The 26,672-nt window shown below is 41.9% G+C and carries 22 protein-coding genes; 20 read left to right on the forward strand and 2 right to left on the reverse strand.

Features of this window, described 5'->3' with window-relative positions:
* Positions 1-16: 16 nt before the first annotated feature.
* From NQ488_03745 to NQ488_03765, 5 genes are all read left to right on the forward strand, one after another.
* Complete coding sequence (locus tag NQ488_03745; GenBank protein UWN96436.1) at positions 17-859, forward strand: hypothetical protein; 843 nt, start codon at positions 17-19, stop codon at positions 857-859.
* A 91-nt stretch (positions 860-950) separates the two neighbouring features.
* Positions 951-6,329, forward strand: coding sequence for a SpaA isopeptide-forming pilin-related protein (locus tag NQ488_03750; protein UWN96437.1), 5,379 nt, complete (start codon positions 951-953; stop codon positions 6,327-6,329).
* 73 nt (positions 6,330-6,402) lie between these two features.
* Positions 6,403-7,398 carry a DUF5688 family protein gene (locus NQ488_03755; protein UWN96438.1) on the forward strand — a complete coding sequence of 332 codons (996 nt, stop codon included), beginning with the start codon at positions 6,403-6,405 and terminating at the stop codon, positions 7,396-7,398.
* A gap of 109 nt (positions 7,399-7,507) precedes the next feature.
* Positions 7,508-8,047, forward strand: a complete 540-nt coding sequence (locus NQ488_03760) for a JAB domain-containing protein (protein UWN96439.1) — start codon at positions 7,508-7,510, stop codon at positions 8,045-8,047.
* A 4-nt stretch (positions 8,048-8,051) separates the two neighbouring features.
* Positions 8,052-9,029 (forward strand): DUF3991 and toprim domain-containing protein, encoded by a 978-nt coding sequence (locus tag NQ488_03765; GenBank protein ID UWN96440.1) that lies wholly within the window; start codon positions 8,052-8,054, stop codon positions 9,027-9,029.
* A gap of 270 nt (positions 9,030-9,299) precedes the next feature.
* Here the strand turns inward: NQ488_03765 and NQ488_03770 are convergent, their stop codons facing one another.
* Both NQ488_03770 and NQ488_03775 read right to left on the reverse strand, forming a co-directional pair.
* The gene (locus NQ488_03770; protein UWN96441.1) at positions 9,300-10,151 is read right to left on the reverse strand and encodes an IS3 family transposase; all 852 of its coding nucleotides are present in this window, start codon (positions 10,149-10,151) and stop codon (positions 9,300-9,302) included.
* The gene (locus NQ488_03775; protein UWN96442.1) at positions 10,148-10,516 is read right to left on the reverse strand and encodes a hypothetical protein; all 369 of its coding nucleotides are present in this window, start codon (positions 10,514-10,516) and stop codon (positions 10,148-10,150) included. Before NQ488_03775 ends, NQ488_03770 begins: the two co-directional genes overlap by 4 nt.
* Positions 10,517-10,907: 391 nt before the next feature.
* On the opposite strand from NQ488_03775, the gene NQ488_03780 reads away from it, so the two are divergent.
* The 15 genes from NQ488_03780 (at position 10,908) to NQ488_03850 (ending at position 26,643) form a co-directional block, all read left to right on the forward strand.
* Positions 10,908-11,429: a multidrug transporter gene (locus NQ488_03780; GenBank protein UWN96443.1), complete on the forward strand. Its 522-nt coding sequence runs from the start codon at positions 10,908-10,910 to the stop codon at positions 11,427-11,429.
* A 4-nt stretch (positions 11,430-11,433) separates the two neighbouring features.
* A complete protein-coding gene (locus NQ488_03785; GenBank protein ID UWN96444.1) occupies positions 11,434-11,766 on the forward strand; it encodes a MobC family plasmid mobilization relaxosome protein in 333 nt (110 codons plus the stop codon).
* A 10-nt stretch (positions 11,767-11,776) separates the two neighbouring features.
* Positions 11,777-13,195: a relaxase/mobilization nuclease domain-containing protein gene (locus tag NQ488_03790; protein ID UWN97095.1), complete on the forward strand. Its 1,419-nt coding sequence runs from the start codon at positions 11,777-11,779 to the stop codon at positions 13,193-13,195.
* 29 nt (positions 13,196-13,224) lie between these two features.
* Positions 13,225-14,409 (forward strand): hypothetical protein, encoded by a 1,185-nt coding sequence (locus NQ488_03795; protein UWN96445.1) that lies wholly within the window; start codon positions 13,225-13,227, stop codon positions 14,407-14,409.
* A gap of 9 nt (positions 14,410-14,418) precedes the next feature.
* Entirely contained in the window at positions 14,419-14,823 is a 405-nt protein-coding gene (locus tag NQ488_03800; protein ID UWN96446.1) for a hypothetical protein, read from the forward strand.
* On the forward strand, positions 14,823-15,941 hold the full coding sequence (locus tag NQ488_03805) for a PcfB family protein (protein UWN96447.1): 1,119 nt from the start codon (positions 14,823-14,825) through the stop codon (positions 15,939-15,941). Before NQ488_03800 ends, NQ488_03805 begins: the two co-directional genes overlap by 1 nt.
* 6 nt (positions 15,942-15,947) lie before the next feature.
* Positions 15,948-18,143 (forward strand): type IV secretory system conjugative DNA transfer family protein, encoded by a 2,196-nt coding sequence (locus NQ488_03810; protein UWN96448.1) that lies wholly within the window; start codon positions 15,948-15,950, stop codon positions 18,141-18,143.
* A 123-nt stretch (positions 18,144-18,266) separates the two neighbouring features.
* Positions 18,267-18,806 (forward strand): helix-turn-helix domain-containing protein, encoded by a 540-nt coding sequence (locus tag NQ488_03815; protein UWN96449.1) that lies wholly within the window; start codon positions 18,267-18,269, stop codon positions 18,804-18,806.
* Positions 18,807-19,073: 267 nt separating this feature from the next.
* Positions 19,074-19,454, forward strand: a complete 381-nt coding sequence (locus NQ488_03820; GenBank protein UWN96450.1) for an electron transporter RnfA — start codon at positions 19,074-19,076, stop codon at positions 19,452-19,454.
* Between the two features lie 54 nt (positions 19,455-19,508).
* Positions 19,509-20,351: a hypothetical protein gene (locus NQ488_03825; protein ID UWN96451.1), complete on the forward strand. Its 843-nt coding sequence runs from the start codon at positions 19,509-19,511 to the stop codon at positions 20,349-20,351.
* Between the two features lie 12 nt (positions 20,352-20,363).
* Entirely contained in the window at positions 20,364-20,774 is a 411-nt protein-coding gene (locus tag NQ488_03830) for a DUF4313 domain-containing protein (protein UWN96452.1), read from the forward strand.
* 12 nt (positions 20,775-20,786) lie between these two features.
* Entirely contained in the window at positions 20,787-21,299 is a 513-nt protein-coding gene (locus NQ488_03835) for a PrgI family protein (protein UWN96453.1), read from the forward strand.
* Positions 21,300-21,391: 92 nt separating this feature from the next.
* A complete protein-coding gene (locus NQ488_03840; protein ID UWN96454.1) occupies positions 21,392-23,764 on the forward strand; it encodes a DUF87 domain-containing protein in 2,373 nt (790 codons plus the stop codon).
* 252 nt (positions 23,765-24,016) lie between these two features.
* Complete coding sequence (locus tag NQ488_03845) at positions 24,017-24,586, forward strand: PBECR4 domain-containing protein (GenBank protein UWN96455.1); 570 nt, start codon at positions 24,017-24,019, stop codon at positions 24,584-24,586.
* A gap of 119 nt (positions 24,587-24,705) precedes the next feature.
* Entirely contained in the window at positions 24,706-26,643 is a 1,938-nt protein-coding gene (locus tag NQ488_03850) for a C40 family peptidase (protein ID UWN97096.1), read from the forward strand.
* Positions 26,644-26,672: the final 29 nt, after the last annotated feature.

Raw genomic sequence — 26,672 nt, forward strand, 5'->3', positions numbered from 1 at the left:
TTCACCGCAAGGGTGGATGGCACGGAACACAAAGCCCGTCCCTCTTGCGGAGAAGGGATGGGCGATTACTATGAAGAAGATAAGTATTATCTTATTATTCGCAGTATTGGTCTTTTCAATGGCTGCCTGTAATGGTGGTAAGGAAAAGGCTGATAATCAGACAGAGAAACAGACGGAAAGCGTAAAGCCAACTGAAGAAGCAGAAATGGCAACGGAAGCTGTCACAGAGGTCACAACCGAAGCTGGAAGTGAAGAGACAGAGAAAGATATTGCCGAGGTTAAAGATTCAGAAGAGAAGAATGATAAGGAAGATAACCGGTCCGCTGATAATGAAACTGCTTCAAGGCAGGAAGAAAAGCCAAAGCAGAATGACGAGCCGGAACAGAAAGCTTCAGTAAATGATAATGAGGAAGCTGGCGGAAATCAGAGTAATGCAGGTAATGGTGGTCAGACTACAGACAGTCCGAAAGACAATGTGAGCAATCCACAGCCTGCATCCGTGGCATACAGTCCACAGAATGTTGTGTCACTTGCAACAGCAAAGTGTCAGGCAGGAGGGATGATTACCACACAGCAGAATTTACAGAACCATTTGAATGATGGAAGTATCACGCAGGAAGAGTACAATGAGTATTATCCTTACGATGGTATGGAAGGCTCTTATTACAGTGTGTTTGTAGAGACAGACCTCAACAAAGTAAGTACCATTGATGGACAGCGGTTATCATCTGAGGATGCAATCGCAGAATATATTGCAAGTATGTTACTTTTGGAAACAGATCCGGTATTCTACATCAGTTATGATGGAGTTTACACGACAGGCGGTACAGACTATTACGAGTTTCGATGTCACAGATAAATAAAAACGAATAGAAGCAGAAGGAAGAAAGATGTAAGCCATAAACTTATGTCTTTCTTTTTTTATGCGTAAATTAAGGAGGAAAGAGCACATGAAACAGAAACTAAAGCGTTTTATGGCAGGATTTATGGCTATGCTCACACTGGTTGGAACACTCTTTACGAATGGAACAACAGCATTTGCAGCCAGTCCGCAGGCAAATATTGCGTTCTGGAATGCGTCAGTCAAAAATTCCGGAGAAGTAAGTGAGCTGAAGCCCGGATATAATCATGGCAAGATTCTGTATTCAATTCTTGACGGAAATTCTGCATATTGTATGAATTTCGGATTAAGAGCAGATGGCGGTCAGCTTATGAACAGCTACGATGATGCGAGCACATCAATGTCAGCACAGCAGAGAAAGCTTTTAAGTTACTGCCTTTATTATGGATTTAACAGTACACAAAAGGCGGCACCAAGCAACAGTCAGTGCGATGAGTATATCGCAACTCAGGCAATGGTATGGGTTATTGTAGCAGATATCTTTGGAACCGGAAGTGGTGATTCGGCAGCAAGAAAGCTCTGTAACACAGCACCAAGTCCTGATTCTTCATACAGCTATTATGAGAGACTCAGGGACAATATCAGCAGCTCCTACAATGCAACGCTTCCAAGTTTTGCATCACGCAGAACCAGTGAGGCACCAACTTATGAGTTGAAGTGGAATGAGGGAAGTCAGAGATTTGAAACAACATTATCTGACAGCAATGGTGTCTTATCAGACTTTGATTTTGGCATCAGTGGATATTCTGTTGATAAGAATGGCAACAGTATTACAATCTCTTCAACGAGCGTGAATACCACAGCTACAACTGGAACATTCACATCCAATGCTGGCAAGGTTGAGACAACATCAAGCTGTGTATTCTGGCTTACAGGAAAGAGCGGATATCAGGAGTTTATTTCTGAAAGACCGACAGCAGATCCTGTCAAAGCATATATCAAGGTCAAGACAGAGAATATCGGATATGGTGAGCTTACAAAGACAGATGAGGCAAGCGGAGTGAAGCTTTCCGGTGCAGTCTATGGAATCTATTCTGACAGCGGATGCACAAACAGAGTACAGACCATGACAACAGATGGAAACGGATATGCAAAGTCAGCTGCACTTGTCGCAGGCACTTATTATGTAAAAGAGATTACCGCACCAAAGGGATATGTCCTTTCCGGTACAGTTCATACACTTACTGTAAAAGCAGGACAGACAACGGGAATCTCTGCAACAGATAAAGAGCAGCTTGGAGCAATCACAATCTATAAAGAGGGTGAGGTGCTTAGCTCATGGAATGGAAGCAATTTCACTTATGAGAAAAAGAAGCTTTCCGGAGCAACCTTTAAGGTAACTGCCGGAGCAGATATCTATAAGGCAGATGGTACAAAGGTGTATAGTGCTGGCGATGTTGTGGCAGAAAGCCTTACAACAGGAACTGACGGACAGGTGGTATTATCTGACCTTCATCTTGGAACTTATGTGGTAACTGAGATTAAGAGCATTGACGGGTATACAATCAATACCACACCTCAGACAGTAGCAGTTGAGTATAAGGATCAGACTGTGACAGTACAGTATGAATCAACTACGATTGAGAATACAAGACAGAAAGCGGATGTATCTGTCGTAAAGAAGGACTCTGACACAGAGAACCCTCTTGATGGTGGCAAGTACACACTTTATGCCGGAAATGACATCAAAAACTATGCCGGACAGGTTATTGTCACAAAGGGTACAGCTCTTGAGACAGTAACTACAGGTGAGGACGGAAAGGCAAGCTACAGCGTGGATCTGCCAATCTCTAACGGATATTATATCCAAGAGACACAGGCACCATATGCGTATATCAGAAACAGTAAAGATGTTTACAGCTTCAATTTCAATGTATTACCTGAAACACAGGCAAAGGCATCATTCAGTCACACATTTGTAAATGACAGAACCACAGCAAAGATTCATATCTACAAGGTAGACAAGGAATCAGGCAAGGCAGTAGCCCAGGGAGATGCAAGCCTTGAAGGTGCAGTTTATGGTCTTTATGCGAGAAATGATATCGTGCATCCGGACGGAGCAACAGGAGTCGTATTCAAGGCAGGAGACCTTGTAGCAACACTTACAACAGATAAGAATGGCGAGGCAGAGGTCAATAACCTTTACCTTGGAAACTATTATGTGAAAGAAATCACTCCATCAGAGGGGTATCTCTTAGACGAAGAGGAGCACGATGTAGTATGCGACTATGAGGGAGACCTTGTAGCAGAGGTATCAAGAAGCACAACCTCAGCAGAGCAGGTCATCAAGCAGCCATTCCAGCTTATCAAGGTATCTGACAATGGCGATGATACTGAAGCAGGACTGCTTGCAGGTGCAGAGTTTACAGCGTATTTGAAATCATCTTTATCTGTAAAGGCAGATGGAAGTTATGACTTTGACAAGGCAACTCCGGTAGTAATCGGGGAAAACGGAGCAACAACAATCACATCCGATGATAAGGGACATGCAGTTTCCATTGCAATTCCTTATGGAACTTATGTGGTAGTTGAATCAAAGACTCCGCATAACATGAAGACAATCAAGCCATTTGAGGTAAAGATAAAGGAGAATCATCCAACAGAGCCTCAGACATGGAGAGTTTTCTTGGACAGAGAGTTTACAGCAAAGCTTCGTGTAATCAAGAAGGATTCCGATACAAAGCAGACAGTACTTGTACCAAACGCAGAGTTTAAGATCTTTAATATTGATAAGAACGAATATGTAAAGCAGTACACAACCTATCCGTCAAAGGTAGAGCATACTTCATTCTTTACTGATGAGGACGGAGATTTAATCTTACCGGAAGCACTTAAAATCGGTAACTACCGCATTGAGGAAGTGTCTGCACCATTTGGATATGTTGTAAATGATAAGTATGTCAACATTTCTGTTGATACTGATACAGCATTTGAGACAGATGGTGATACAAATGATGCCATCATCACAGTGGAATATTCCGATGCCCCTGCAGTCGGAGAGCTGACTGTAGAAAAGAAGGGAGAGGTACTTGACGGATTCAAGGGTGGACTTCTTGCAAGCTCATATGAGAAAGAGTTTGTTTATAAGGAAGGCTCACTTGCCGGAGCAAAATTCAAAGTTTATGCTGCCGAGGATATTTACACAGCAGACAACCAGAAGGATGCAGACGGAAACCGCATTAAGTATTACAGCAAGGGAGACCTTGTGACAACTCTTACAACAGGTAAGGATGGAAAGGCAACAGCTAAGAATCTTCCTCTTGGACAGTACAGAGTTGTGGAAGTGGAAGCTCCATACGGATATGTATTAAATCCGAATGAGCAGAAAGTGACATTCACATATGTGGATGATAAGACACCTGTTATCAAGGAAAGCCTTACTTTCTCAGATGACAGACAGAAGCTTGATATGTCAGTGACTAAGCTTGATGCAGAAGATAACACACCGATTGCAGGTGCAGTATTTGGTCTTTATGCAGATGAGGATATAAGGAATGTTGATGGCAGAGTTATTATCGAGAAAGGCACACTTCTTGAGAAGGCAACATCTGATGAGAATGGAAAGATTGCTTTTGTTAAGGATTATCCATTTGCAAAATATGTTGCAAGGGAGCTTGTAAAGCCAGCCGGATATGTGACAAATGAGGAAGCAGTAAACTTTGATACAAAATATCAGGGACAGGATGTTAAGACTGCTGTATATAACAGCGAGTATAAAAACACTCCTACAACCTTTGAGTTTACAAAGACAGATATCACAAGTGGTGCAGAGCTTACAGGTGCAACACTTACTGTACTTGATAAGGATGGAAATGTGGTAGACACTTGGACATCTGATGCCAAGGAAGCACATGTGATCAAGAAACTTGTCGTAGGAGAGACTTACACACTTTGTGAGGAGTTTGCTCCATACGGATATCTGAAAGCAACCGATATTCAGTTTACTGTAGAGGATACAGGAGATGTGCAGCATGTAGAAATGAAGGATGAGGTTCCGACTGGTTCTATCGTGATCAACAAGGATGGCGAGTTTGTAACAGATACCACTCTTATGAAGGGACACTGGTATGATTTCATTTTCAATTACTTCAAGGACAGTCTTGCAGGAGTAACCTTTGATGTATATGCAAAAGAGGATATCGTGAGTGCAGACGGACTTGGAAGCATTTACCATAAAGCTGGGGAAAAGGTAGCAACTATCGTAACAAACGATAAGGGCATTGCCAGAATTGATGACCTTCCTCTTGGCAAGTATTATCTTGTAGAGACAAAGACATTAGATGGATTTGTACTTGATGATACACCGATTGATGCAGACCTTTCTTATATCGACCAGAATACAAAGGTTGTATTTGCGGGAATGGATGTAACCAATGAGAGACAGAAGGTGCAGATTACTGTCACAAAGACTGATTCAGAGACGAAGAATGCTCTTGAAGGTGCAGTATTCGGCTTATTTGCGAAAGAGGATATCGTAAATAAAGATGGAAAAGTCATTGTCAAAGCAGATACACAGATTGAGAGAGGTGTTACTGGAAAGGATGGCAAAGTAACATTTACCTCTGACCTTCCGCTTGGACAGTATTATGTCAAAGAGATTGAGGCACCAAAGGGCTATGTGAAGTCTGATAAGATTTTTGATGTGGATGCTTCATATCAGGGAGATAAGGTAAAGGTTATCGAGTTTGAGGCATCATTTGAAAATGCGCCGATCAAGGTAGAAATTTCAAAGACTGATATCACAGGCGAGAAAGAATTACCTGGAGCAAAGCTTTCAGTTATTGATTCTGATGGAAAGCTTGTTGAGAGCTGGACATCAGAGGCAGGAAAGACTCATATGATTGAGAGACTTCCTGTTGGAAAGTACACACTCAGAGAGGAAGCTGCACCATATGGATATAAGGTGGCAAGTGATGTAACCTTTGAAGTAAAGGAGACAGCAGAAATCCAGAAGGTATCCATGAAGGATGAGCAGGCAGTCGGTAAGATTGTCATTGAGAAAACTGACAAAGTAACCGGAAAGCCGATCGAGGGTGTTGTATTTGAAGTAAGGGATAAGGACGGAAAGGTGCTTGATACACTCACTACTGACAAGAATGGTCATGCAGAGAGCAAGGAGCTTCCTATCTGTACTTACAATGAGGATGGTTCATTTAAGGAAGATATCCATTATACAGTAGTTGAGACAAAAGCAGCTGATGGATATATCCTTGATGAAACAGCTCACGATGTAACTCTTCGATATGATGACAATGCACCGGAAGTTGTTGTAACAACACTTAAGCTTGTCAATGTACCGACAGAGCCTAAGCTTCCACAGACAGGTGACAATGCAAATCCGCTTCTTTATCTTGGAATCGGTGCACTTGCACTTATTACTGGTGTCGGAGTCGGACTTCGTGGAAGAAAGAAAAAGAATAAACAGTAAAAATTAACCTTGCGGGGAATGTAAGCCAGTAACTTATGTTCCCCGCTTTTTTAGATTAAGGAGGAACCGTAATATGATGAATTACGAGATTTTTAAGGAAGTAGTAAAAGAAAAGTTTATGGATTATATGCCTGAGAAGTTCAAAGGAATGGAGCTTGTGGTAGAACCCGTGGAAAAGGTGAATGTGACTCTTGATGGCATCATCTTAAGAGAAGAAGGCAGGAACATTTCGCCTACGATTTATATCAATGACATGTATAAGAAGTATCAGGACTGTGGTGATCTTGAGGAAACACTTATGGCTGCATGTGACTTTATGGAAAGGGCATATGAGCAGGTTCCGGTTGTTGATGTGGACAGCATTATGAAGGATGCTAACGAGAAGATTGTATTCCAGCTCATCAATACAGAGCAGAATAAGACATTTTTGGAACAGGTGCCGCACAGGGAGTTCCAGGATCTTTCTATTGTGTATAAGGTAATAATCAGTGCAGATAAGGATGCGGTGCAGAGTTCAAAAATTACAAATGAATTTGCAAAAAGACTTGGAATGAGCGAGGAACAGCTCTTTAAGTGTGCAGCGGAAAACACAAGAAGACTCTTCCCACCTGTCGTTCGTAGCATGAATGACATTATGAAAGAAATGTTCGCAAGGGATGGGATGCCACAGGAGATCGCAGAGATGATGATAGCTGAGATTCCACCGGAGCAGACGATGTGGGTGATTTCCAATGAAAAGGGTATCAATGGTGCAGCATCCATGCTTTATGAGAATGGGCTTCATGAGCTGGCAGAGAGTTTAGAGAGTGACCTTTATATTCTCCCTTCGAGCGTGCATGAGGTTATTGCAGTATCTTCAGATATGGGAAGCCCTGAGATGCTTGCACAGATGGTAGTCGAGGTAAATATGCAGGAGGTGTCTTTGGACGAGAGACTTTCCAATCAGGTATATCACTATGATAAGGATTTAAGAAAACTCACCCTTGCAACTGATACACCGAACAAGAGACTTGATGGTATCGTTGCAGAACCTCCCCTTGTATATGATGCGAAGGAAAAGTCCAGATAGGAGGCAGTTATGGAGCAGGAACTTACAATGGAAGAACTCATTGCTCTCATAAACAGCCAGAAAGGTGACTTTGTTATCCGTGTCGAGTCTGGAGAGGAGGCGGTGTCTGATGCCAAAGAAGAATGACTTCAAGCTTGATGTGGTTTCGGTAAGACTTGTAAAGGATGCTCCGATTTATTCGGAGCACACCTTTAACAATCCGGCGGATATAGCTGCTGTCATGGGAGACTGTATGTGCCAGTTTGACAGGGAAGTAGTGTGTGTGGTCAATCTAAGGTCAGATTTAAAACCTATCAATGTGCATTTTGCAAGTGTTGGTTCTTTAAATGAGGCAATGGCACATCCGAGAGAGCTGTTTAAATCAAGTATCCTAAGCAATGCGGCAAGCATGATGTTAATCCATTGTCATCCATCCGGGAATGTATTCCCAAGCAAGGCAGACACGATGATGACAGACCGCATGAACAAGCTGTGTGAACTGATGGGAATACCGCTCATTGACCATATCATAGTCGGTGGAGACAATCGTGAATTTTTCAGTTTCAGGGAAAAAGGCATGATTGATAATCCTAAGATTACACTAAGCACAGATTACCGGACACTTGATATCAAGTCACCGCTTGTAGCAGAGCAGGGAAAGGCAAGGTGAAAGCATGGATGGAAGATTTACGGATGAAGAGCTTGCCATAGCAAAGAGTGTTGACCTGTGTGCAGTAGCTGAAAGCCTTGGGTATACAGTAAAGAGGATTGGCAAATACCACACTTTAAAGGAGATGGATTCCATCCGTATCTATAACAGAAGCCATTGGTACAGATGGTCAAGGCAGTTTGACAAAGGCAACAATGGCGGCTCACAGATAGATTTCTTACGGGTATTTTGTGGAATGAGTGTAAAAGAGGCTGTGTTCTGGCTTTTAGATTTCGCAGGATACAGAAGGATCGAGAAGCCTGTAAAGCAGCCTCTTGTTCATCAGGTATCGCAGAAGCAGGCAGAGGAGAGAAAGCCATTTGTCCTACCGGAACTGGCAGGAGATAATTCCTATCTTATTTCATATTTGAATCAGGAGAGAGGAATCAGCAGGACTGTCATAGATCTGTTTTTAAAAGATGGACTGATTTATGAGAGCAGGCATTACCACAATGTTGTTTTCAAAGGAAATGATAAAAATGGAGTGACAAGATTTGCAAGTATGCGGGGAGTGTTTGATAAGCAGGGCAAGCCATTCAAGTGTGATGTCACAGGAAATGATAAGAACTATGGATTTAATGTGGTAAATGTTAACAGTACAGAGCTTGTAGTATTTGAGGCAGCAATCGACCTTATGAGTTATGTCGATATCTTCGCGGATTATGAATCAAATAAGCTGGCACTTGGTATGCTTGCAGATGCACCACTTGAGACATTTCTTCGGGAACATCCGCAGATTACTTCCATCCGGTTCTGCCTTGATGGAGATGAGCCGGGGAGAAAAGCAGCAGCTGAACTTATGAGAAAGTATTATGAGCTTGGATATGAGGTAGAAGACTGTCCGCCACCTGCCGGATATAAGGATTACAACGAGTGGCTTGTAGCGGCAAAGCTTAATCTGAACAGGATGAATAAGCGAGCAGATGAACCAGTCAGGGCATGAGAAACCGGATTTTGATGTGTGGGGGCAGAAAGCGCCCCCAAAACAGCAAAGTGGGGGCAGAAAGCGCCCCCAAAATGTCAAAGTGGGGGCAAAAAGTGCCCCCGCAATTTGGACACGACAAAATCCGGTGCACTAGTCAACATATTTTGGACACAAAATTATAAAAATTATTCAGTTACAGCGTAAGGTTGTACAAGCCGTACGCCATCCTTGACATCGCTCCCGAAAACGCTGGTCGGCTTTCACCGACGGTATGAACTCATGAACAGATTATACTGCATATTTCTCACGGTATTGTTTCGGTGTAAGATAACTGAGCGCATAAGCAGGGCGCTCCTCATTGAAAAATTTTATATATTCATTCACTTCTTCGTAAACTGGTCGTTCACCTGTGACATGAAAATCCATAAATAATTCTGCTTTGATCCATCCGTTGATAGATTCCATCGCACTATTATCAGTAGGTGTTCCAGCTCTGGACATGGATCTTACCACATACATAGGAAGAAGATCATTGTATGCCTTTGAAGCATAGACGGATCCTTGATCTGAATGAAGAATCATTTGGTATTCTGGATGCTGCTTCTTTATTTCAAGGAGATTTTCCAGACCACTTATATAAGTCATTCGATCACCACGTTTTGATGATAGAGAATGACTTAGGATTTCATTATTCCAAAGATCCATATATAAGGTAAGTTCATAATAGATACCTTTTACCCAAAATGCAGTCATATCACTTACAATACATTGAAGTGGACCATCAATCTGAATCTCTGACATAAGAAGATTTGGAAAAATCTTAAACGGAGCACCAGGTTTCTTGTATTTATAATGTTTAGCTTTACTCTTTATACCAGCAGACTTGCAACATTTATGTGCATAAGGAGCAGACATCTCTATTCCTTTATCCAGACGAATTTTAGCATTTAACCATCTGTATCCATGAGATGGATATTTTAAATGGTATTCCTGGAATAACTGGATATTTTCAATCAATGCCCTTGTTCTTGGAGCTGGATTGCTGAGCATCTTCTTCCAATAATAGAAGCTGCTTCTATTGATGCCCATAGCATCACAAAGAAGATTGACCGGAAACTTTCCTGAGAGTTCCAAAATCACTTGATATTCTTGCTGCTGTAATGAATTACCGAACCATCCCCCTTCACTTCGTAACCTTTTTTTAATCGTGCCTCTGTGATACGTGCCTGGATAAGCGCTTGAATTAATTCTTCCTTTGTCATAGCTTCATATGATTCAAAATCAGGTTGTTTTGCTTCGATTGTTTGTGGAGTTTTGGAAACATACGTTGTTCTTTTCCTTCCGACATTTTTAGGTGGAAGATGGTTGGTATCTCGATATAGCCACATATAATTGCGAGCCGTATTGTCATTGATACCATACTCCTCAGCTGCTTGAAATCTTGTTAGTTCGCCTTCATAAATACGGCGCCCAATGTCCAACCGTTGTTCTAAAGTGTATTTCATGGTAACCCTCCTGTTAAATACGAAATCAATTAAGACTAAATATGAGAATTCCTTGTTTGAATTATAACTCATTTATGTCTAGAAATTGACCCCTCTGTGTCCAAAATTAGTTTACCACTTCACCGGACTGAAGTAAAAATAAAAGTGGGGGCAGAAAGCGCCCCCAAAATAACAAAATGGGGGCAGAAAGCGCCCCCAAAGTAGCAAAGTGGGGGCAAAAAGCGCCCCCACTTTCATAAACAGAGGGTTTTAGGGAGATTTTCTCCCTAACTAGATGGCATTAGGACAGAGATGTCTCTAATGCGTATCTAGCCGTAAACCTAAGAGATTCAGACAGGCGTGTGGGTGGAAGAGATATACAAAACACGGATAAGGGAGGTGCAGGAAAGCAATGGATAAAGAACTTACAATAATCGCAGAACCAGAGGAACTTATTGCCTGGGCAGACACATTTGATATCTTACTAAACCCTTCGATAGAAGATGCTGCAATTCTGCTTAACTATATGGAAGGACATGATTATGCCATTGGCATAGATTCAGATGGGAAGATGTACAGGCAGGATGTAGCTGAGGAGAATGGTGAAATTGAACCATACCCGATAGATGATGTTATAGATATTGTCTGTGAATGGAACTATGAACTGATACTTGATGCGGAAGCACACAGGAGTGATCCAAAGGATTTTAACGATTATAACGAGTATCAGAGCAAGTATGAAAGTCTGAAAGCAGATGAAAAGAGACTGGACAGATTGTTTGATAAAACCAGTTATGGTAAGGAACTTATAGAAGTTGCTACAGAGCTTGCAGACAGGGTTATTGCCCAGCTGGGTAATAAAGAACTGGAAAAAGTTGCTGTAACAGTAGCAGAAGGAGTAAGAGAATACAGTACGGGTAAGAGAGGAAGGTGATTCTATGGCTGATAAAGTTCATTGTATAAGGAAAACACTAAGACTTATGCCACAGGAAGCGAAGGTACTTTCTGATAAGGCAAAGGCAAATGGAATGAATGAAGCCGAATATATCAGGCTTCTAATCAGTCAGAAACCAAATGATTATCCGGAAGTAAGGAAACTTCTTAAAGAGCTTATCAATGAGATAAACCGAATCGGCATTAACATCAATCAGATTGTATTTAACAGTAATGCTCAGATGTATTCCAAGAAAGATAAGGAACAGCTTGTGGCATATATGAAAAAGCTGAATCAATCTGTCAGCGAGGCGGTGGTAAAGATTGGCAATCAGTAAGATACTTCACATGAAGGACAGCGGGAATTCTTTTCATGCAAGGCATTTAAAGCGGGCACTGGATTATGTAATGAATCCTGAGAAAACGCAGGGAGGAAGACTTGTGGGAGCCATAAACTGCCAGGCAGATATGGCTTTTGAACAGATGATGGATACAAAGAAGCAGTTTGGAAAAACAGACAAGCGACAGGGGTATCATATCATTCTTTCTTTCAAAGAGGATGAGGTGGAACCAGACAGGGCTTTTGAGATAACACAGAAGTTTGTAGCAGAATATCTTGGCGATGCCTATGAAGCAGTATTTGTGGTTCATGATAATACAGACCATGTTCATTCACACATTGTATTTAACAGTGTAAGCTTTGTGGATGGGAAAAAGTATCGCTACGAGAAAGGTGACTGGGCAAAGTATATCCAGCCGATTACCAATAAGCTGTGTCAGGAGTATGGTCTTTCCATTATAGATGTGGAGGATGGCAGCAAAGAGAAACAGCACGAGAATTATAAGGATTGGAGCGAATATCGTGAAGGCAGCTTTGTGTGGGCAGATATGATAAAAAGAGATCTTGATGCCTGCATTTTACAGGCAAATGATTTCAGTGGATTTCTGGAGCTGCTGTCGGAAAAAGGATATGAGGTCAAGCAGGGAAAGTATCTGGCAGTCAGACCACAGGGGATGACAAGATTCAGAAGATGTAAGACTCTTGGCGAGAATTATTCACAGGAAGCTATTGTGGAGCGTATTGCTAAGGAAGATTTATCTTTTTACCAGTCACAGAATGAGGAAAAGCAGGCAGCGATAGTAAAGTGCTATGTCAAAAGATACCGCAGGGCGAAGATGTCAGGCTTGCAGAAAAGATATTATGCAAAGCTTTACCGGATTGGAAAGCTGAAAAAGAAGCCATACAGTCAGGTATGGAAGTATAGGGATGATATCCGAAAGATGCATAAGCTGCAGGAGCAGTATCTATTTCTGGTAAGGCATAAGATTGAGAGTGCGGAAGAACTTGTTTCGGTACTTGATAATCTGACGGATAAGAAGAAAGAAGCATCAAAGGAAAAGAGTAAGACCTATAAGGCTAAGGAAAGATTCAAAGATATTTTTGACAAGGCTGAACAGATCCGGGAGCTTGATGATGCGGAATCGTGTTATCAGAGTGGGGATACCTTCTTTGAAGATGAGCACAATGCATGGGAAAGGCTTAACACTGAACTTTTAGCACAGGGATACAGTGTGGAAGAGGTCGAGAGTCTTAGAAAGAAATATGAGAGCAAGTATGCACAGGACTGTAAGGCAGAACGGGCGGTATCAAAGGAACTTAGCCTTGGAAGATCAATATGGAAGGAACTTACGGTATCAGCTTCGGCAGAAGAGAAGCAGTATGACAAAGAAACAATAAGAGACAGAAAAGAACAGCCGATACGTTAGGCTGTTTTTTTAGTGGTTAGGAGGCATATATGGAAGAAAAAAGAGAGCCATTAAGTGAAATGGCGATTGAGAGAAAGATACAGATTCTTCGTAATAAGCATATGGACAGTGAGGTTATTGCTCTTGTCAAAAGCGATTATGAATATGGACTGACTGATGATGAAATTGGTCTGTATCTTAACAAAAGTTATGACATTGAGCAGATGAAGGTGTTATCAAAATGTCTGCATAAGGGTGTATCAGAAGAGTTGTTAACGCTGCTGAAAGATAGCAGGATGGCAGCACCTAAGATGCAGACAGCATTGGATTACTATGAAAAAGGTGTGCCGATTGATGCAATCAGAGAGGTAGTCCAAAAAGATGATACAGCAGTAAACATGCGCAGGATGTTTGATGTCGTATTAGATAAGCTTAATAAAGCCAAAGAGCAGGTGCCACAGGATTTAGAGTATGTGAAAAGTCTTGTAACCCAGATGGATGAAGTGGTTGAAAAGATCAATCATCAGAATGAAAGGTATGATGCCCTGAATAAGAAGCTTTCTGAAATAGAAACTTCCAAAGATGATGAGGAAGTCAGGGAGCGTCTGGTCAAGGAGAACCAGGATAAGGATGCTCTTATCAACAGTCAGCAGAATGAACTGAATAAGGCAAGCAGTACGATTGCAAGACTCAGGGATGATATTGAGAAAAAGGATAAGGAGATGAAGCGTATGGGAGACAGAATAGAGTCATTGGAAGATAAGATCATAAGTGTTGCCACAGAGAATAAGAACGAGGCAGAAAGTAAGGCAGAGCCGCAGGAAAGCCAGTCCGTATCACAGGCAGATAAAAAGATGGTTGATACAGTTGCAGTTCCTCAGAATATGCAGGCTGTGGCAAACGGGATTCCGGTCTATTATCAGATTCCGGTAGTTGATGGTACTGGAAATGTGGTGCAGAGACTTCCGATTGAGCGAAGTGTGAGAAAGAGCAGTAACAGAGGAGTGGCAAGCCTTTTTGCAAGACTGTCATTTAAGAAAAAGTCAAGGGCAGACATTGTAAAGCTGGTTGCATCGGGAGACCTTGTTCCGGCGCAGCTTGTGCAGATTAAGAGTGCAATAGAAAAGGGACTTACTGAGTCACAGCTTGTAGAGCTTATAAACAACAACATTTCAGCGGAAAAGATGAAGGAAATCATTGAGATTGCTGTGCTTGAAAACAGCATGGCAGATTAGGAGGAACTTATGAATTTAGCAGTAGTAAATGAAGCAGTAACAGAGATGAATGGTGTGGAGCATCAGTTTACAGAGGAAGAGAAAAACTTTGTTGTCCAGTTCGCATTCAGAAGCGGCAGCAAGGAAGACACGATTTCTCTTATTGAAGCTTTGGCACATTCAGCGGATAAGGCTGAGTCGGACGAGATTATGGTCACATACAGGTCTAAATATGATATGAAGCCTGCATGGGTGGAACAGGTGGAAAACCTGCTTGTGGCACTTGAAATGTATCGTATCGAGGAGGAGAAAGCAATCAATCATCTGGCAGATATTTTGACTGCTTATGGTATTGATGTATCAGCCGAGGAAATCCGTACTACAGAGACAGAAACGCTTAAAACAACAGTCAGAGAGAAAGTGGAGGTGCGATAATGGCAGAAGAGATTCAGGAAGCGGTGCAGATCATCCGTGTAGCTTATGATGGCATTGAGATTGCCATGAAGGTAGGAAGCGGCGGCATTGCTGCCATGCAGAAGGCAATAGATTTCTTAAAAGGGATGCTTGATTATGAAAAGTCACTTGGCAAGACATCCATGAGAAAGCTGATCTTAAAAGGTGGCGATTTACAGGTGTTGCAGTTTAATACCGAAGATATGAAAAAGGTTGAAAAGATGGCAAAGAAGTATGGAATCCTGTATTCGGTACTTCCAGACTGTAACAGGAAAGATGGACTGAGTGAGGTAATCTTTCATACAGAGGCAGTTCCCCGTGTGAATATGATGATACAGAAGCTCAAGTTTGGTAAGATTGCTACATTTGACGATTATCTGAAGAATGGAGATGAAAAATCCCTTGGCAAGCTGATGGATTTTTTGAAGAAACAGCAGGGAAACGAGAAAAGCCACACGATAGAAGGGGATAGGGTTAATACCGCTATTGACGGACTGATCGAAAAGGTCGGAATGTTTGCAATGGAAAAGAAAGCTATCAGTGTGGATCAGGTCAAGGAGAATTTCAGTATCAATGGTGAGCAGGCTGAAAGTGTTATCAAACAGCTAGAGACAATCGGTGTGCTTGGAAAGAAAAATGAGGATGGCACCCATACAGTCATGATGGACAAGGATGCATTTATCAACCGTGTCAGAGGCTATCAGGACCTTGCTGAGAGAATGAGGGCAGTTGCAGCATCAAAAAATGCGAACCTGTCAGATGTGACAATCAGCAAGAAGCTGATTATCGAAGAAAATGACCATGCTGTTAAGACCAGAGTTCCCGGCACATGGGGAGAAGAGGCAAGATATGTATGGCTCCGTAAGGAAAACATCATGGAGATTCATGGTGGAAAGACAATGCTTACCTTCCTTGATTCAACCAAGGATTATAAGCTCTACGATGAGCAGAATCGTGTGGTGACAACCCAGAAAGGAACCGAGCTTTATACTCACTACGACAAGGTGGAGTCATCTGTCAGGGAGCGTTACGAGAAAGTGCAGAAGCAGCAGAAAAAGACCACACAGCAGAAAACTGTTACCACAAAGAAAGCGAGGTAGCAGCCTATGCAGACAACAAAGAAAAAGCCGTCACTGATATTCATTCTTGTGGGTGCAGTGTTAGCAGGGTATCTTGGTTATCTGATAAATGGTGCGTGGACGGAAGGGATTGCCTTTAATGAATTTATGGACAGATTCAATGAAGTATGTGCTGTTCCCTTTGCCAACTATTACAATTCCAATACAGTAAAAGCAGTAGCCATTGCATTAGGTATCTATGCGATGGCTATTGTCATGTATTACACCAGTCAGAGAAACTATATGCCCGGTAAGGAATTTGGTACGGCAAGATTTGAAAATCCGAAGCAGGTCAACAAGATACTTGCAGATAAGGATGAGAATTTCAACCGGATACTCAGCCAAAATGTGAAGATGTCGCTGGATTTTAGGAGACTCAAGCTCAATGGAAATATACTTATCTGTGGTGGTTCCGGAGCAGGAAAAACATTTTATGAAGTAAAGCCGAATCTGATGCAGATGCCGCATAACTGTTCCTTTATCTGTACCGATCCAAAGGGAGAAATCCTTAGAAGCTGCGGGCAGATGTTAAAAAATAACGGATATAACCTGAAAGTCATTAATCTGTTAGAGATGGATAAATCAGACTGTTACAATCCATTTTCCTATATCAGAGAGGAAACAGATGTGGTCAAGCTGATTACAAACCTTATCAGCAATACGACACCAAAGGGAGCGACACCAAGTGATCCGTTCTGGGAAAAAGCGGAAGGATTGTTCTTGCAGGCTATCTTTTATTATGTGTGGCTGGAGGTACAGCCGGCAAAGAGAAACTTTGAGACAGTATTGAAGCTTCTTGGAGAGGCAGAGGTTACAGAGCAAGGGAAGGCATCAAAGCTGGATGTGCGTATGAAGTTTTTAGAGGAAAGTTCTCCGCTTGGAGCTAATCATCCGGCAGTAAAGCAGTACAACAAATGTATGAGAGGTGCAGGAGATACCGTCCGTTCCATTATCATCAGTGCCAACTCAAGACTTGCATTTCTTGAGAATAAGCAGGTTTTACGATTACTCTCAAAAGATGAGCTTAATCTGTCAGATATCGGTATTGGAGTGAATGGGGATGGAGAGACAAAGACAGCACTCTTTTGTGTAATCCCGGATAGTGACAAATCCTATAACTTTATTATTGGACTACTTTATACGCAGATATTTCAGGAACTGTACTATCAGGCGGACTTTAACTGTGGCGGCAGACTTCCAATTCATGTGACCTTTATGTTAGACGAATTTGCAAATGTCGCATTGCCGGATGACTACTGTTCATTGTTATCGACAATGCGAAGCAGAGAGATTTCAAGTATTATCATCATACAGAACTTTGCCCAGTTAAAGGCACTTTTTAAGGACACCTGGGAGACAATTCCAGGCAACTGCGATACTTTCATCTACCTTGGCGGCAACGAGCAGTCAACGCATAAGTACGTCTCAGAGCTGCTTGGAAAAGGTACGATTGATAAGAAGTCAAGCGGTGAGACAAAGGGCAGACAGGGAAGCTCTTCGAGGAATTATGATGTATTAGGCAGGGAACTGTTTACACCCGATGAAGTCAGAAAGCTGGATAACAAAAAGTGTATTATCTTTATCCGTGGTTTTGATCCTATCATGGATAATAAGTTTATACCATTCAATCATCCGATGTTTAACCAGACGGCAGATGGTAAGGGAAAACCATATGTTCATCAGATAAGAGGAACGGATAATCTTATCGGTCCGCCATTTGAGATTCTTTCAGACAAGGCAGTTAAGTATTATGAAAAGCTGAAGGATAAGGGCGAGAATGTGTATATAGATTCTCTTACCTATGAGCAGTTTATGATGCTTGGTGATGCGGAATTAAGCAGAAGATTCTCCATGCAGGATGAAGCAGAGCAGAAAGCAAAGATTGACAGGGAACAGGCAAATGAGCTTGAGTATGTTGATGAATCGCAGAAGTCGGAAGCAACAGAAAGTGCCAATGCTTCTAGTGGAAGTGCTGGTGCTAAACCTGTGAGGAATCCTGAGAGGGAAAAGCCTAAATGGGAGGATACCATCACAAACCGAATGCTGCACTGGTCATATACACCAGAGCAGAAAGAGGAAGTGAAGAAAGCTCTTGCTGCAGGTGTTCCAAAGTCAACGATTCTGACGTATTTCTATCCGGAGGTTACTGTGGAGAAGATGAGTTCATATCGAAAGAAGCAGTAATGTTTTTAGATATATTACAGAGTATATGATATAATTTGCTCACATGGTATGCTTCAGCTTATTGGACTACTAACATGTGAGCAGTTACAAAAGACAGAAATTATTTTATATTGGAGGTACAGGATGAATACGGAAAAGACTTTTGCAGATAGATTAAAAGAGTTGCGTAATATACGAAACTATACACAGGAAGAGCTGGGTAAGATAACAAATATATCTGTTCAGAGTATACGACGTTATGAACAAGGTAGACTCAATGAAGAGCCAAGTGCGTATAATCTTTTACAACTAGCAAAGGCACTAGATGTAACACCTGAATACTTATTGATAGGAGATAATAATATGACAAGTTACACGGAGGCAATTAAGAGAGAATTGAAGCAACTTAATGACTATGGACAAATATCTGAAATTAAAGAAACCGAGTTGAATTCCACGATTTTATCACATCTTGAGATGAGTAATGATTTAGTAGATGCTGTAAAGACGGATTGGAATGCAAAAGGCATATTTAAGAGGATAGAGAAAGAGGAAGATAAACAGATTGTGGTAGACAGTTATTGTACAAGACCTTATGTACAGGATGTCATATTACGATATTGCCAGAATAGATCTATATTTAAGACAAAGTTTGCAATAATTGATGGAATGCTTTTAGAATAAAGCAAATTTGAGAGTAAATTAGCACTTTAGCCAATATGGTTAAGGTGCTTTTTTTCATACCTTGAAAGGAGATGGTCACAGCAAAAACGCATCGGGGAAAGCCCGATTAACCAGTACAACAGGCATTGCCTGATTATCATAGAGTAACTAACAACAGGACAGAAAGGAATGCATATATTCCGTTCGGAAAGCTAGCCGGATTGGAATATGTGTATTCCTTTCTGGCTTTTTCCGCTTCTGTCACTTCAAAAAAGGAGATTAAACAACATGAGAAAAGAACAGGTTATTTCAACAACAAACAACAATCAGATGGAGGAGAAAGGCATGAAGAGCAGATTCATTCACTTAAAAAAGAGATTCGTTCCGGCATTATCCGGAGCACTTATGGGAGTAATGCTTATGAGCACTACTTGTTTTGCAGCAGGTACAGGTACTTCCGCAGTAACACAGCCGCTTGAGAACTTAAAGACACTTATTATTGCTGTCATTGGTGCGGTTGGTGTCATCATTCTTGCAAAGAATGTTATGGAGTTCGCACAAGCCTACCAGCAGCAGGATTCATCTACCATGAACTCCGCTCTGAAAGGAATTGTGGCAGGTGTCATGATGGCTGGTATTTCAACAGTTCTGACATTCTTAGGCTTCTAAGATGGGGGAAATGCATTTCCCCTTTTAGTAAAAGGAAAGAGGTGAATAACAAGTATGGATATTTTTAAGCTTGGAGACAAGATCCTTGCACTTCTTGAGGCAGTGTTTGGGTTTTGGAACAATCAGATATCCCTGGTCTTTGCAATGCTTGGACAGTCACCGGTCAGTTTCAAGGGCGGAGGTCCCTGGGCAGTCATTGAGGGGATAGAGCCGGTCTTTGTAGCGGTCGGCTCTTCCCTCGTTGTGCTGTTCTTTGTTATCGGTTTCTGCTCGGAAAGCATAGATGTAAAAGATGAGATGAGGTTTGAATCAATCCTGCGTATGCTTATCCGACTGGGACTTGCAGAATGGTTTGTTGCAAATAATGTCACGATTATGAAAGCATTTTTTACTTCCATAGGAAATCTGGTGGGACTTATATCTGCCGGGACAACGACGCAGCTTGCCATTGACAGTACACAGGCAGACATCATTAAGGGACTCGGATTTGGTGAAAGTCTGGTAATGCTGATACTTACAGCCTTGCTTGCAATCATCATTATTATCTGTGGATTCTTTATCATCTACACAGTGTATTTCAGGTTCTTAAAGATACTGATTATTGTGCCGCTTGGTGCGATTGCATGCTCCACAATGGCAGGAAACAGAATGGTCAGTCATACAATGGCTACCTACTGCAAATATTTTCTTTCGTGTGTATTCGAGGCAGTAACGATGGCACTTGCAATTGTGGTATGTAATGCATTTATCAATGCAGGACTTCCGGCATTTACAGGAAGTTACGCTGACTGGGCACAGACGCTTATTTATTTGTGTGAAATGACATTTACGATAGCAATGACTGTTGGAAGTGTGAAGGGTGCACAGACACTTACAAGCAAGGCATTTGGATTATAGAAGGAGGCAGAAATGGATAATGAAAAGAAACAGGTTACTTATAATTCAAGCATAACCGGAGAAACGCAGGTGACATTTGATATCCAGCAGTATATGAATAACAGGGCAATGTTTATCGGTCTTATGTGTAATGAAGATGGATATGAGGAGCCTTTTGGGGATGTGACTGTGAATTTGTCGGTTGCAGCACCAAATTACTGCGGATATCTGAATGTGAATGACATGCCGGATATTGAAAAGTTTATTACAGATAACGACCTTGGAGAGTTTACTGGATTCACGCAAAGGAGCGGGTTCTGTGAATATCCTCTTTATCTGTTCAATGTAGACAAGCTTAGGGAACTGTGTCCGGATGGAATGGATAAGTATGAGGCAAATATCGGAATGACAAGAAAGCCAGAGATAAAGGATTTATCAAGATAGGAGGCAGGGACAATGGTAATCGAAGTAAACAAGGATATTGACCGCTATCAGGAATCGGTTGCAATGGGACTTACTGCAAGGCAGCTTATATTTTCCATTGCAAGCGTAGTGGTTGGTGGCGGTATCGTCCTTCTTCTTTACAAGTATATCGGTCTTACGGGTTCTGCTTATGTGGCAATTCCCTGTGTGGCACCGATTGCACTTGGTGGTTTCTATTCCTTTAATGGGATGAATTTCTACGAGTATATGGGAAAGAAACTGCATTTTATGTTTGGCAACAGGGCGCTTACCTATGTATCAACAGAAGGAGAGCCTGCAATAAAGCAGTTAGAAGCAGAACAGAATGAACAGGTAAAGAAGAAAGGCAGAAAGGCTGAACCGGAGACTGTAACAGCTGATTCGGCTGTAAAGAAGCAGGAGGAGTTTGAAGCGATGAAGAAAAAGACGAGAAATATGCTGCTTGGACTTGTCGCAGTCATTGTGGCGGCAGTAGCAGGCATTGCAGCATATAAGGCAATGCATTAGAAACGAATAGTATCTGACCGCAAGGTCGGGAACACAGCCCGCAGGGTGAAGTTCCCGGCGGGCTTTCATTATAAGAAAGCGAGGTTAGAGACATGGGTTTATTTACAGACGGATTTAAGTTATTAAAGAAGGCGAGTGAGCCTTTGTATAAGACACCTAAATCCATTCAGGAAACCATAGAGATTATGGCGGTGGCTGAAAACGGCATTTTTGAAGTAAGCAAAAATAAGTATTCCAAATGCTACCGCTTTCAGGACATCAATTACACAACAGCAACGGAGGATGAGCAGATCGGCATATTTGAGAGATACTGCAAGTTCTTAAATTCGCTGGACTGTAATTATAAGATTACGATCAACAATAAGAACAAAAACATGGATGAACTCCGTGACAAGGTTCTGATTGCTGAGAAAAACGATGGCTTCAACAATTATAGAAGAATCTACAATGACATCATTGAGGAGAAGATTATTGAGGGCAGACAGGGGATTGAGCAGGAGAGATACCTGACAATCACGATTGAGAGAAAGAACTTCGAGGAGGCAAAGGCACAGTTTGCAACCCTTGAGGCAACGATACACAAGGCTTTCATTGAGCTTGGTGCGGAGATTGTACCACTTAATGGCAATGAGAGACTGAAAGTGCTCTATGACTATTATCATCTTGGAGATGAGGGCAGCTTTGATTTTGATATCAAAAAGGCAAAGAAGGTCGGGGCAGATTTTAGAAATGATCTGTGCAATGGGATGGTGAAATATTTCCCAGACCATTTTGAGGATGAGAGTAAATTCTGCAAGGCACTTTTTATCAAAAAGTATCCGAGCAGTTTGTCAGACAGATTCATCAATGAGATTACTTCCCTTCCGGTTCATTCCATCACGAGCATTGATGTGGTGCCTGTTCCCAAGGATCTGACAACAAAGGTGCTTCAGAAGAAATACCTTGGTATTGAGTCGGATATCATTAAGCAGCAGAGAGTCCGTAATAAGAATAACGATTTTTCTACGGAAATCTCATATGCCAAAAGGACGGAGAAAAAGGAGATTGAGGAAATCATGGATGATGTCCGTGAGAATGACCAGTGCCTTTTCTTTGTGGGAGTAACCATTATTCTTATGGCAGAAAGCAAGAAGGAGCTTGAGAGTGTATGTGAGACAGTAGAGACTATCGGAAAGCGTAACAGCTGCACGATTGACACACACTACTTAAAGCAGAGGGAGGCACTCAACACAGCACTTCCGATTGGTGTAAGACAGGTGGAGACAATGCGTACACTTCTTACCCAGTCACTTGCGGTGCTTATGCCATTTAATGTGCAGGAATTAAATGACAGCACAGGAAACTATTATGGCATCAACCAGATCAGCAAGAATGTGAATATCGGTAACAGAAAGAAGCTCATCAATGGAAATGGCTTTGTATTTGGTGTGCCGGGTTCCGGTAAATCCTTCTTCTGCAAGATGGAAATGGGCAGCGTATTCTTGTCGGGAGATGATGAAATAATCGTTATAGATCCAATGAACGAATACTTTGATATTGCTGAGACTTATGGTGGAACAGTGGTAAATATGTCCACCTACACGGATAACTATGTGAATCCGCTGGAGATGGATGTATGGAGCCTTGATCCGAATGATTCCAAGGGAATGGTAAGAGAAAAGGGCGAGTTCATGCTTGGTCTTTGTGAGCAGTGCATCGGTGACAGCTTAAATTCAAGACAGAAGTCAATCATCGACCGCTGTGTGAGAAAGCTGTATATCGACATTGCAAGGAGCAAAGAGAAGTATATCCCTGTAATGAGTGACTTTTACGATATCCTTATGGCACAGCCGGAGGACGAGGCAAAGGACATTGCATTGTCATTGGAGCTTTTTGTAAATGGTTCACTTAACATCTTCAACCATCAGACAAATGTGGATGTGGATAACAGATTCACAGTATATGGCATCAGGGACTTAGGTACAGAGCTTAGTCCTATCACAATGCTTGTCATGATGGAGTCCATTCAGAACAGGATTGTTGAGAATGGCAAGAGAGGCAAGGCAACATGGCTCTATATTGATGAGTTCCATGTCTTACTTAATTCCGAGTATTCTGCAAAATATCTGCAGCAGCTCTGGAAGAAAGTGAGAAAACAGGGAGGTCTTTGTACCGGTATCACGCAAAATGTAGTCGATCTGTTGCAGAATTACACAGCAACCACAATGCTTGCAAACTCTGAGTTTGTGGCACTTTTAAAGCAGGCGAATACAGACAGTTCCAAGATGGCGGAGGTTATCGGAGTATCAGAGGCACAGCTTAGATTTGTAACCAATACTGCATCTGGAATGGGACTTATCAAGTGTGGTTCTGTGGTGATTCCGTTTGATAATCAGATAAGTAAGGATACGGATTTGTATAAGCTGTACAATACCAACATTCACGAGATAATTGAGATGAAAAAGCATGCAAATGAAAAATGTTAATTCTTTATGAAGTCATGAATTTTGGATTGACATATTTTCATATGACAGGTAATATAATATTAAAGACAGGCAACTTGAGTGTCTGCCAAGCGGCAAAGTAAGGTGTTGTGCCAGAGAGCAGTGCCTTATGAGCTTTATAAGGGTTTGACATTTACCACAATCTGGCTAGAGGTTAATCCTCGAAAGAAAATGTTAGAAGGGCTCTGCTTATGCAGAGCCTTTCTTAATCTAAGGATGTAGTGGAGAACTGTAATGAGGAATGTTTTAGATTGCATAAATGCATTTATTCCGCTATTATCAACCGAATATGAGCTTGTACTAGGGAGAAAAGGTGTTTCAGTTACATTAAGAATTTCATTTGATAAAAAAGATTGTTTTCATCTTATGGGATTACAATATCTGGTAGACAGACCTGAATTGAGCCGAGACAGAGGCAGAGTATTTGATGAGATAGCAGATGGAACAATTACAATTGAAAAAATAGAGTCATCAGATTTTTATAATAAGATAGAGCAAAGAGTTCATTTCCTGCCATTGCTTGAACAAATGATTGATAGTAATGATACTGTGTTTAAGTATAATAAGAAAGCAAATATGTATTCAATGATTGAGGCTGATTATCTTATGGAAAACAACGTGGAGAGCAGGAATCTATTTTTGTTTTTATCTAATGATGAAGGAGATAATTATTTCTGTCGTTCATTTTTTCCAGAGGAAAAGATGGATTATTCAAAAAATCAAGCATCGTGGACACTTCTTTATAAGAAAAAGATTGATTTATCAACCAGAATAGAGACAGTTCTTTACAATAGAATTAAATAGATTTTTACATAAGCCATTTGGACTAATCATCCAGATGGCTATTTTTTTACCCATTTTTGGGTAATGGATGTAGAAAGAAGGTGAGAACATTGAAGATAAAAAAGGTGGATGATAAGCCTATGGTCATTCACACCAAGGAGAAAGCCAAGATTCATGCCCACGAGCCAAAGGGTGCCAAGATTAAAGGCAGCAACATCTATACAGTAGAGAGAGGTCCGAAAGTGCATGATGCTAAAGCCAATGAAATGGATAAAAAAGCATCTGCAAAATTAATGCTTCAGAAAAGTGCTGGTGGAAAGAGTACTTATAGAAAGAGTACCATTCATCAGTCGGAGGCTAAGGATAAAGGTCTTTCTAAGTTTAAGCGTAACATCAGAGAGTCAGGAACTTCAATCAAGACCAAGAATACCAATCTTCACATTGCAGGAAGAACAGGAGCACTTGCAGCTGGGGCAGTAACGGAGCAGGTGGAGGGCGGGCATGAGGTATCGCAGGCAGCATATCTTGCATATGAAGCAAGCCGACCTGTTACCGGAACTGCTTCTAAGGGTGCAGCACTTTTCAGGAAAAAGGCGGCAGCCGAGGCAAAGAAGCGTATCAAGAAGGTAGAGGCAGGAAAGAAGCTGGCAAAAAAGACAGCAAAGAAAGCTGCCAAAGATACAGCCAAGACGGTAGCTAAAGAGACGGCAAAAGAAACAGCCAAGACAACTGCCAAGGTTGCAACAAAAACTGCGACAAAGGCAGCTGCTACAGCGGCAGGAACAGCGGTTGCACCGGGAGTTGGTACTGCAATCGGCATGGCAGCCGGGTATGCTGCAGGTGTATCCATAGAGGTGAAGGATGAAAAGATGACCAACCGGAGCAGGAAGATAAAATTCTTTCTGGATAAGATGAAAGCACAGGAGAATCAGACAGACAGCGTGGCAAAGCTGGTAAAGGATCTGATTGTGCGAAAAGCGATTACCTGGGTAAAGGCAGCAGCACCGATTATCGGACTGGTGCTGTTGTTACTGGTTCTTGTAGTTGCTATGATTGCGGTTCCGGTTATAGCGGTGATAGCAATCCTTTACAATTCTCCATTTGCTTTATTCCTGCCACCACTTGAATCAGGAGATACCGTGCAGACAGTAACGAGTGCTTATGTGCAGGAGTTTAACCGGGATGTTAATACGAAAGTGAATGAGCATACCGGATATGACCTTGGAGAGCTTGTATATGTGGATTATGAAGGTATGGAAGAAAACCCAAGCAATTACTATGACATCATGGCAGTCTATATGGTCAAGCATGGTGTCGGAGATACAGCAACAGTCATGAATGATACTTCAAAAGGCTGGCTGCAGGCAGTTGTAAATGATATGTGTTCATACACCACAAGCACCGGAACAAAGGATGTGGAAGAAACGGATGCAGACGGCAATGTAACTACTGTCACAAAGTCGGTTCTGTATGTGAATGTCACACTAAAATCGTACAGGGATATGATTTCGGTCTATGGATTTAATTCTGATCAGGTGGAAATGCTTGAGCAGATCATGAGTCCGGAGTTTATGGGACAGCTTGGATATGCCGGAAGCGGAAGTGGCGGCGGAGGCGGAAGTCCTGGAGTAAGCTCCATGACTGAGGATGAAATCAATGCCATCCTAAACGGAATTACAGACAGCAGGCAGAAAACAGTCTGCTCCTATGCACTTCACAGAGTTGGCTTCCCTTATAGTCAGGATTTAAGAGACAGCGGTAACTATTATGACTGCAGCTCCTTAGCCTATTATTCGTGGAAGGATGCGGGCGTGGATATTAGTTACGGCGGTGCAACCACAGCGGCAGCGGAGGCACAGGGACTGGATGAAGCCGGAAAGACTGTCTCCTTTGATGAGTTACAGCCGGGAGACCTTATCTTCTACAGTTTTACAGGCAACGGAAGATATAAGAACATCAGCCATGTGGCAGTATATGTCGGAAATGGCAAGGTGGTAGAGGCACTTAATGAAAGTCTTGGTGTGGTCTACAGAGATGTGGCAAGCACAGGAAAGATTGTTGTGATAGGAAGACCATAACAGGAAATTTGCAGAGAGGGCATAGTCCC

The sequence above is a fragment of the [Bacteroides] pectinophilus genome (assembly GCA_025146925.1).
Lineage (GTDB): Bacteria > Bacillota > Clostridia > Lachnospirales > Lachnospiraceae > Bacteroides_F > Bacteroides_F pectinophilus.

Coding starts and splice junctions, on each gene's coding strand:
- NQ488_03845 (UWN96455.1), top strand. CDS start 24,017: ATGAGGAATGTTTTAGATTGCATAAATGCATTTATTCCGCTATTATCA.
- NQ488_03815 (UWN96449.1), top strand. CDS start 18,267: ATGAATACGGAAAAGACTTTTGCAGATAGATTAAAAGAGTTGCGTAAT.
- NQ488_03780 (UWN96443.1), top strand. CDS start 10,908: ATGGATAAAGAACTTACAATAATCGCAGAACCAGAGGAACTTATTGCC.
- NQ488_03825 (UWN96451.1), top strand. CDS start 19,509: ATGGATATTTTTAAGCTTGGAGACAAGATCCTTGCACTTCTTGAGGCA.
- NQ488_03830 (UWN96452.1), top strand. CDS start 20,364: ATGGATAATGAAAAGAAACAGGTTACTTATAATTCAAGCATAACCGGA.
- NQ488_03810 (UWN96448.1), top strand. CDS start 15,948: ATGCAGACAACAAAGAAAAAGCCGTCACTGATATTCATTCTTGTGGGT.
- NQ488_03755 (UWN96438.1), top strand. CDS start 6,403: ATGATGAATTACGAGATTTTTAAGGAAGTAGTAAAAGAAAAGTTTATG.
- NQ488_03820 (UWN96450.1), top strand. CDS start 19,074: ATGAGAAAAGAACAGGTTATTTCAACAACAAACAACAATCAGATGGAG.
- NQ488_03850 (UWN97096.1), top strand. CDS start 24,706: ATGGTCATTCACACCAAGGAGAAAGCCAAGATTCATGCCCACGAGCCA.
- NQ488_03745 (UWN96436.1), top strand. CDS start 17: ATGGCACGGAACACAAAGCCCGTCCCTCTTGCGGAGAAGGGATGGGCG.
- NQ488_03840 (UWN96454.1), top strand. CDS start 21,392: ATGGGTTTATTTACAGACGGATTTAAGTTATTAAAGAAGGCGAGTGAG.
- NQ488_03760 (UWN96439.1), top strand. CDS start 7,508: ATGCCAAAGAAGAATGACTTCAAGCTTGATGTGGTTTCGGTAAGACTT.
- NQ488_03750 (UWN96437.1), top strand. CDS start 951: ATGAAACAGAAACTAAAGCGTTTTATGGCAGGATTTATGGCTATGCTC.
- NQ488_03785 (UWN96444.1), top strand. CDS start 11,434: ATGGCTGATAAAGTTCATTGTATAAGGAAAACACTAAGACTTATGCCA.
- NQ488_03775 (UWN96442.1), bottom strand. CDS start 10,516: ATGAAATACACTTTAGAACAACGGTTGGACATTGGGCGCCGTATTTAT.
- NQ488_03790 (UWN97095.1), top strand. CDS start 11,777: ATGAAGGACAGCGGGAATTCTTTTCATGCAAGGCATTTAAAGCGGGCA.
- NQ488_03795 (UWN96445.1), top strand. CDS start 13,225: ATGGAAGAAAAAAGAGAGCCATTAAGTGAAATGGCGATTGAGAGAAAG.
- NQ488_03765 (UWN96440.1), top strand. CDS start 8,052: ATGGATGGAAGATTTACGGATGAAGAGCTTGCCATAGCAAAGAGTGTT.
- NQ488_03805 (UWN96447.1), top strand. CDS start 14,823: ATGGCAGAAGAGATTCAGGAAGCGGTGCAGATCATCCGTGTAGCTTAT.
- NQ488_03800 (UWN96446.1), top strand. CDS start 14,419: ATGAATTTAGCAGTAGTAAATGAAGCAGTAACAGAGATGAATGGTGTG.
- NQ488_03835 (UWN96453.1), top strand. CDS start 20,787: ATGGTAATCGAAGTAAACAAGGATATTGACCGCTATCAGGAATCGGTT.